The sequence below is a fragment of the Inquilinus limosus MP06 genome, from assembly GCF_000767795.1.
In the GTDB taxonomy this organism is placed as follows: domain Bacteria; phylum Pseudomonadota; class Alphaproteobacteria; order DSM-16000; family Inquilinaceae; genus Inquilinus; species Inquilinus limosus_E.
In genome coordinates this window covers 1-7705 of the sequence record NZ_JANX01000286.1, presented here as the reverse complement: position 1 = coordinate 7705, position 7705 = coordinate 1, and the positions used below count along the sequence as shown (strand labels likewise).

Annotated in this window: 6 protein-coding genes and 1 pseudogene; 2 read left to right on the top strand and 5 right to left on the bottom strand. The window is 68.9% G+C overall.

Going from position 1 to position 7705, the window contains the following annotated elements:
- Positions 1-187, top strand: a pseudogene (locus P409_RS40855) (hypothetical protein); the annotation flags it as partial.
- On the opposite strand, the gene hpnH reads toward P409_RS40855, so the two are convergent.
- Together hpnH and ispH are read right to left on the bottom strand one after the other, a co-directional pair.
- The gene (hpnH, locus tag P409_RS20295; RefSeq protein ID WP_034842575.1) at positions 134-1288 is read right to left on the bottom strand and encodes an adenosyl-hopene transferase HpnH; all 1155 of its coding nucleotides are present in this window, start codon (positions 1286-1288) and stop codon (positions 134-136) included. The pseudogene P409_RS40855 and the gene hpnH sit on opposite strands and share 54 nt — an antisense overlap.
- Before the next feature lie 48 nt (positions 1289-1336).
- Positions 1337-2275 carry a 4-hydroxy-3-methylbut-2-enyl diphosphate reductase gene (gene ispH, locus P409_RS20290; RefSeq protein ID WP_052121016.1) on the bottom strand — a complete coding sequence of 313 codons (939 nt, stop codon included), beginning with the start codon at positions 2273-2275 and terminating at the stop codon, positions 1337-1339.
- A 306-nt stretch (positions 2276-2581) separates the two neighbouring features.
- Here ispH and P409_RS20285 point away from each other — a divergent pair, with 306 nt between their 5' ends.
- Entirely contained in the window at positions 2582-3199 is a 618-nt protein-coding gene (locus P409_RS20285; protein WP_034842571.1) for an ABC transporter substrate-binding protein, read from the top strand.
- A 71-nt stretch (positions 3200-3270) separates the two neighbouring features.
- Here the strand turns inward: P409_RS20285 and P409_RS20280 are convergent, their stop codons facing one another.
- The 3 genes from P409_RS20280 to P409_RS20270 all read right to left on the bottom strand — a co-directional run.
- The gene (locus tag P409_RS20280) at positions 3271-4083 is read right to left on the bottom strand and encodes an MlaA family lipoprotein (protein WP_238578730.1); all 813 of its coding nucleotides are present in this window, start codon (positions 4081-4083) and stop codon (positions 3271-3273) included.
- Between the two features lie 284 nt (positions 4084-4367).
- Positions 4368-7028 (bottom strand): MMPL family transporter, encoded by a 2661-nt coding sequence (locus tag P409_RS20275; RefSeq protein WP_052121015.1) that lies wholly within the window; start codon positions 7026-7028, stop codon positions 4368-4370.
- A gap of 96 nt (positions 7029-7124) precedes the next feature.
- On the bottom strand, positions 7125-7705 hold a 581-nt coding region (locus tag P409_RS20270; RefSeq protein WP_034842566.1), incomplete at its 5' end, for an MFS transporter.

The following is a 7705-nucleotide window of genomic DNA, read 5'->3' as shown; positions in this document are numbered from 1 at the left end:
GGCGGCGCTGGTCGGCCTCGATGCGGAAGGACGCCCGGCGATCGGGCCGGTGCTGCGGGCCCTGGCCCGCAGCCCTGGTCAGCTGCCGGCGTTGATCCGCCTGGGGCGGCAGAGCAGCACGGCGATGAAGGCCTTACTTGCCGCCTCCCGCACCCTTGGCGGCCGCGACCTTCGGGGTGTGGCGTAGCTTCTCCAGCGCCTTCTGGACGTGGGAGGAGAAGACGTATTCGGCCGGGCGCTGCCGGTCGAGCGAGATCTCCGGCGCCATCGGCCCTTCGGTGCGGATGCCGCGCATGCCGACGATGAAGGCCTTCAGCGGGTTGCGGAACATGTCCTTCACCGCGCTGGCCTCATAGCCCGAATGCACCATGCAGTTGGCGCATTTCTCGTAGTTGCCGGTGCCGTACTTGTCCCAGTCCGTCTCCTCCATCAGCTCCTTGTAGGTCTGGGCATAGCCCTCGCCGAGGAGATAGCAGGGACGCTGCCAGCCGAAATAGGTGCGGGTCGGGTTGCCCCAGGGCGTGCAGTGATAGGTCTGGTTGCCGGCCAGGAAGTCGAGGAACATCGACGACTGGCTGAACGACCAGCGCCGGCCCTTGTCGCCGCGCTTGAAGATGTCGCGGAACAGCTGCTTGGTGGTCTGGCGGTTCAGGAAGTGCTGCTGGTCCGGCGCGCGCTCATAGGCGTAGCCCGGCGACACCGTGATGGCGTCGACGCCCATCGCCTTGACGTCGTCGAAGAAGTTCGCGACGCGCTCCGGATCGGCGTTGTTGAACAGGGTGCAGTTGATGTTGACCCGGAAGCCGCGCTCCTTGGCCGCCTTGATCGCCTTCACCGCGCGGTCGTAGACGCCGTCCTGGCACACCGACCGGTCGTGATCCTCGCGGTCGCCGTCCAGATGCACCGACCAGATGAAGTACGGGCTCGGCTTGTACTGGTCGAGCTTCTTCTCCATCAGCAGCGCGTTGGTGCACAGGTAGACGTATTTCTTGCGGGCGATGATGCCCTGCACCACCTCCGCCATCTCCTTGTGCAGCAGCGGCTCGCCGCCGGCGATCGAGACCACCGGCACGCCCGAATCATCCACCGCCTGCAGGCAGTCGGCCACCGACAGGCGCTGATTCAGGATCTCGTCCGGGTAGTCGATCTTGCCGCAGCCGGCGCAGGCCAGGTTGCAGCGGAACAGCGGTTCCAGCATCAGAACCATCGGGTACCGCTTGGTGCCCATCAGATGGTTCTTCAGAAGGTAAGCGCCGATACGGATCTGCTGTTGAAGCGGGATACCCATGGGGACCTTCGCAAGACTGTCGGCCGAATCCGGGCCAAGCGACACTGCCTACTCGGCAGGCACCGGTGCGGTCAATTGGGATGGCAGGCGGAAGCGGATATTCTCATCGACGCCCGTCAGCGTCGAGACCTCGACGTCGCCAAAACGTCGCAGGGTCTCGACCAGCTCCTGCACCAGGCTGTCGGGGGCGGAGGCGCCGGCGGTGATGCCGACCGTCTCCTTGCCGTCCAGCCAGGCCGGGTCCAGCGCCGAGGCGTCGTCGATCAGGTAGCTCGGCACGCCGAGCTCGTCGCCGATCTCGCGCAACCGGTTGGAGTTCGAGCTGTTGCGGGCGCCGATCACCAGCAGCACGTCGACCATCTGCGCCAGCTCGCGCACCGCGCCCTGGCGATTCTGGGTGGCGTAGCAGATGTCCTTGGTGTCCGGCCCGACGATCGACGGGTACTTCGCCTTCAGGGCATCGATCACCGCCTTGGTGTCGTCGACGCTCAGCGTGGTCTGGGTGATGTAGGACACCCGCTCGGGGTCCGGCACCTGCAGCGCGGCCACGTCCTCGACCGTCGAGATCAGGGTGACGCCGCCCGGGATCTGCCCGGTGGTGCCCTCGACCTCGGCATGGCCGGCGTGGCCGATCAGGATGACGGTGCGGTCCTGCGCCGCGTATTTGCGGCCCTCGATATGCACCTTCGACACCAGCGGGCAGGTCGCGTCGATCACCTGCAGGCCGCGCTGCGCCGCGTCGGACTCGACCGACTGGGCGACGCCATGCGCGCTGAAGATCGTGATGCTGCCGGCCGGAACCTCGTCAAGCTCATCGACGAAACGGGCGCCCTTCGCGCGCAGGCTCTCGACCACGTGCCGGTTGTGCACGATCTCGTGCCGGACATAGACCGGCTGGCCGTAGATCTCCAGCGCGCGTTCGACGATCTCGATCGCACGCTCGACACCGGCGCAAAAGCCTCTCGGCTGGGCCAAGATGATCCGCATTACGCACCTTAGATGTTCTGGCAGGGCTGGGGTTCGCCAGAGTGAATCGCTCTCAATTTGGACCATACACCGGGCTAACTTTGCGTGTCACTAACGTGACCACGCGGGCCGTGTGCAATAGGTTACGGTTGATATTTATCAAATTGGACGCATGGCGGTTGTGCGGGCCGTCACAGCAGAATTCCGGCATGGCGCCGTTCGGAACTTCTCGGCAAAGGCCGGGGTTGAGGCCATCATAGGTCGATCGCGTCGCCCCGCGGGCGCGGATGGCGACGGACCCAACGTTCCGAATCGGAAGAGACACCCATGCGCTCGCCTGCCCTCCACCGCCGCCTCGCCTTGGCCGTCGCGCTGCTGCTGCCGCTGTCCTTCGCCGCCCCGGCGGCCATGGCGGCGGAGCCGCGCCAGGTCATCGACACGCTCGACAATGCCCTGCTCGACGTGATGAAGAACGCCGACTCGCTGGGCTTCCGCGGGCGGTACCAGAAGCTCGAGCCGGTGCTCGACCAGGCGTTCAACCTGCCGCTGATGGCGCGAATCTCCGTCGGGCCCGACTGGTCGAGCCTGACGCCGGCCCAGCAGCAGAAGTTCACCGACGCGTTCCGGCGATTCAGCATCACCACCTACGCCGCGCGCTTCGACGGCTACAGCGGCGAGACCTTCACCTCGGAGGAGGCCAAGCCGGTCAGCGGCGGCGACCAGGTGGTCAACACCAAGCTGGTGCGGCCGAAGGCCGATGCGGTGCCGCTGAACTATCGGCTGCGGGGGCCGAACTGGCAGATCATCGACGTCTATCTCAACGGCACGATCAGCCAGCTCGCCAACTACCGGTCCGAGTTCGGGGCCACCCTGCGCAGCGGCGGCGGCGACGCGCTGATCAAGCTGCTCGAGAGCAAGACCGCCGAGCTGACGCCGAAGAAGTAAGGCACCGCCGGCCTGGCGGGGGCTGCGCCTCCGCCAGGCCGGTCAAGGGCCGATCGGCCAGGGCCAATGGCTCAGGGAATGTCCGGCAGCTGCGACGCCGGGATGTTGCCGGCGGCGCCGGTCGCGGCCGGCCCGGCTGCGGCGGCGCCGGCCGGATCGGTGTAGAGGTCGCCACCGCCGCCCTGGGGGGCCTGGCCGCCATCGAGCTCGGCCTGCCGGTACTGGCGGAACACGCTGCGCAGCGTCGCGTAGTAGTCGACCGAATTGCGCTCCAGCTCATCCGTCGCGTCGACGGTGCGGGAGCGGACGTCGACGCCCTTGCCGACGAACATCCCGACACTGGCCTCGGTCGGGATGTCGACGATGTAGCCCCAGGGGCTGCTGACCGTGTCGACCGCGAAGCCGACAGCATCGCGCGGGTTCGAGGGGCCCAGCAGGGGCAGCATCAGATACGGGCCGTCGCCGATGCCCCATTTGTACAGCGTGGCGCCGAAGTCGCCGGCCTGCTGCCGGACCACGCCGCGCGGGGTCGCGACATCGAAGAAGCCGCCGAGGCCGAAGGTCGAGTTCGCCAGGAAGCGCAGCAGCGTCTTGGCGGCCGCGATCGGCTCGCCCTGCAGCACCTTGTTGAGGAACACCACCGGCTCGCCGAAGTTCTGGAACGCGTTGTGGATGCCGTCGCGGGCGAATTCCGGCACCACGTCGCGATAGGCGATCGCCACCGGCCGGATGGCGTTCTTGTCCAGCGCCTGGTTGAAATCGAAGATCGCGCGGTTCATCGGCTCGAGCGGATCGTTGATCCGGTCGAACTCCGCCCGCTGCGCGGGGTCGGTCGGCGGAGTGGCGCAGCCGCTCAGCGCCGTGGCGGCGAGCAGCACGGCCATGCCGAGGGCGAGGGGGCGAGAGGATCCACGTGAGCGCGACGGCATGTGCGGTTCGATCCCGTAAGCAATCGGAAAATCAGCGATCTGGGGCCGCCGGGAATCGGCGGCCTGGTACGGTTCCTACCACGGTTCGGGTCGACCCGGTCCCGCGACGGGGAAGAAAGTTACAATCCGAACGATATCCTGTGACCTGTGCGGCAACAACTACCTGTCGAAAAACTTTGTTCCCCGTCCAGGCGAGTCATACCGTGACCGGGCGACACTAGCGTCATCCGGCCGGCCCGTCACCGGGCCTGATCCGGATGATCCGTGAAGTCTGGCTTCACGATCGGGGCGGGATGATGGCGCCGCGGCGGCGCGGGCGGGCCCAGCAGCGCCGGCATGAAGACCAGCACGGCGAACAGGGTGAACAGCAGCTCGATCGTCAGCAGCTCGCCCATGCCCGCCGTCCCGGGGTGGGGCGACAGCCACAGGCTGCCGAAGGCCGAGGCCGTGGTCAGGGCGCTGAACACGATGGCGCGGGTGGTGCTGGACTGCAGCGGTTCGCCGCGCCGGGCCCGCCAGTTGACGACGAAGTAGATGTCGAAGGCGACGCCGACGCCGAGCAGCAGCGGCAGGGCGATGATGTTGGCGAAGTTGATCGGCAGGTCGATCAGGATCGTGGTCGCCAGGGTCAGGAGGCCGGCCAGCAGCAGCGGCGTCAGCGCCATCAGCACGTCGATCAGCCGGCGCAGGGCGATGGCGAGCAGGAGCGCGATCATCGCGGTCGCCAGGATGCCGGCGGTGACGAAGGCGCCGACGATGGTGCGGCTCGATTCCTGGATCGTCACCGCGGTGCCGGTGGCGTGCGGCGCCACCGCCTTGACCGCATCGACGAAGCGCGCCACGACAGCGTTGTCGGCGGCGTTGCCCGACGGGAACACCGACAGCCTGGCCTGGCCGTCCGGCGCGACCCAGGTGTCCCGCAGCTCCTGCGGCAGGTCTGCCAGGGTCACCGGCCCGGCCGATAGCAGCAGCCGCAGCCGGTCCAGCGTCGCCGGCAGCCCCTGCAGCAGGGCCTGGCCCACCCGGGTCAGGGTGGCGGCGTCGGCCTTGGCCAGCCGGTCCAGCGCGTCGGCCAGGCGGCGTTCCGGGCTGTCGGCCTCCGGCCCGATCTTCCGCAGCCTCTCGGCCGTGGCGGTCGCGGCGGCGCGGATCGCGTCATCCGAGGGCGGATCCAGGGCGGGCTGCGTGTCCAGGGTCGGGCCGACCAGCAGGGAGAGGTCGGAGAGGATCGCCAGCTTGGGCGGCTGGTCGACGGGCACGAAGCTGTTCAGCGACAGCACGGTGTCGACCTCGGGCAGGGCCTGCAGCTTCGGCGTCAGCGCTGCCGCGGCCTCGACCGACGGGGTCAGGATGTCGATGGTGTTCGGCGTGCTCAGCGGGTCGCGCATCAGCTCGAACATCGTCGACGCCGCCTCGGAATGCGGGTCCACCAGGTTGAGCGGGTTGAAGTCGAAGTTCAGTCGCGGCATCAGCGCCAGCGATGCCAGCGCCAGCACCGCGCCGCCGGCCAGCACCCAGCGGCGGCGTTTCAGCAGGAAGCGGTCGACGGGCGCCAGCTCCCTCCACCCGACCTCGCTCGGCTCGGCCCGCACCGGCAGCACCGCCAGCAGGGCCGGCAGCAAGGTGAGATTGAGCGTGACGGCGATCAGCATGCCGACGCCGGCGATCAGCCCGAGTTCGGAGACGCCGCGATAGGCGGTCGGCAGGAAGGCGAAGAAGCCGCTGGCGGCGGACAGCGCGGCCAGGACCAGCGCGGCGCCGACGCGCCGGATGGCGGCGGTGGTGGCGGCCTGGATGTTGGGCGCGGTGGTGCGCTTGGCCCGCACGGCGACGCAGAGCTGGACGCCGAAATCGACGGCGATGCCGACGAACAGCACGGCGAAGGCGACCGAGATCAGGTTCAGCGTGCCCACGGCCAGGGCGGCGAAGGCTGCGGTCAGCAGCAGCCCGACGAACAGCGTCACCATGATCGCCCCGGTCATGGTGAAGGACCGCAGCGCCAGCAGCAGCAGCCCCAGCACCAGCACCACCGACACGGTGGTCGACAGGCCGATGCCCTCGCTGACGCTGGCGAACTGGTCGTCGTTCAGCGGGATGTTGCCGGTCTGCCGTACCGTCACGCCGTAATCCGGCGTCAGGTGCAGCTTCTCCGCCGTGGCGCGGACGAAGGAGGTGGCTTTCTTCCCGGGCTCGAGCGCGCCGTAGTCCAGCACCGGCTGCGCCAGCACGAAGCGGCGCAGGGCGCGCGGCGAGGGCGGGGCCGAGGACAGCAGCGACTGCCAGGACAGCGGCTGCACCACATGGGCCGACGTCAGGTTGGCATCGATCGTCGCCGCCATCTGGCTGATCGCCGGCTGGACGCGCGACCGCGGGGCCTGCCCGGTCTCGACCCCCTGCAGGAACAGCTGCACGACATTGAGCAGCCCGCGCAGCGTCGGGTCGGCGGCCAGGCCGCCCAGCAGGGGCTGGGCGGCGACGATGTCGTCCGCCGTCTGCTGCAGCTCCTTTTCCGACAGGAACAGCAGCCCGTTCTTGTCGAAATACGGCCCGCCATCCGGGCGGCGGACGGTCTTGAACAGCGACGGCTCCGCCTTCAGCGCCTGGGTGATCTGCGCGGCCGCGGATTCCGCCAGCTCCGGCGTCTTGCCGTCGATGACGATGGCCAGCAGGCCGGTGTTCTGCGGAAACGCCTTGTCCAGCGCCGTGTTGTCCTGCTGCCAGGGCAGGTTGGGGTCGATCAGCTTGCCGGTGTCGGTGTTGATCGACAGGCGGTGCATCACCACCAGCACGGCGCAGACCGACAGCACCAGCGAGGCGGCGATCACCCATAGCGCCTGACGCTGGCAGAAGGCGCCCAGATAGACCAGGGCGCGGGTTCCGAACGGCTTGGAGATGGGCACGCGGTCTGCTTTTCGATGATGGAGGGGCAGGCGGCGGGCGCTGTTGTATCCCGGTTCGGCGGTGCGAGGAAAGCGGTCCGGTGGCCGGGAGCCGCTTTAGGGTGCGGCGCGTAGGAGGCGGGCGCAGCCCAGCCAGGCCAGGGCGGCGGCGGCGATCGCGGCCATCAGCAGCCAGGGATCGGCGCCGGTGACGCGCAGCGCCCAGGGGATCACGGCGGTGGTTCCGGCCAGCCCGACGAAGGTGGTCAGGAAGGCATAGCCGGCCTGGGCCATGTAATGCAGCTCGGGCCGGATCCGGGTGCGGATCACCGTCTGGGCCGCCAGATAGGCGCCGCCGAAGGTCATGGCGTGTCCGAACTGGCTGATCACGATCAGCGGCAGCGGCGGGTCGAGGGACAGCAGCAGCCAGCGGCCGATGGCGACCACGCAGCAGACGGCGATCAGCGTCGCCGGCGGGATCTTCTCCAGCCGCCGGGCGAAATAGCGGTAGACCACGATCTCGGCGGCGACGGCCGCGCCCCAGACGATGCCGGTGCTGCCCTTGGCGACGCCGTGGTCGATCCACCACAGCGTGCCGAAGGAGTAGTAGAAGGCGTGCGACGCCTGCAGCAGCAGGGCCGGGGCCAGCAGCGGCGCCGCCACCGCCAGGGCCGCGGCCCCGGCGCGCGGGTCGAGGC

What these genes read in the sequence shown, in the direction of transcription:
- hpnH (WP_034842575.1), bottom strand. Translation starts at nt 1,288, where the DNA reads ATGGGTATCCCGCTTCAACAGCAGATCCGTATCGGCGCTTACCTTCTG.
- ispH (WP_052121016.1), bottom strand. Translation starts at nt 2,275, where the DNA reads ATGCGGATCATCTTGGCCCAGCCGAGAGGCTTTTGCGCCGGTGTCGAG.
- P409_RS20285 (WP_034842571.1), top strand. Translation starts at nt 2,582, where the DNA reads ATGCGCTCGCCTGCCCTCCACCGCCGCCTCGCCTTGGCCGTCGCGCTG.
- P409_RS20280 (WP_238578730.1), bottom strand. Translation starts at nt 4,083, where the DNA reads ATGGCCGTGCTGCTCGCCGCCACGGCGCTGAGCGGCTGCGCCACTCCG.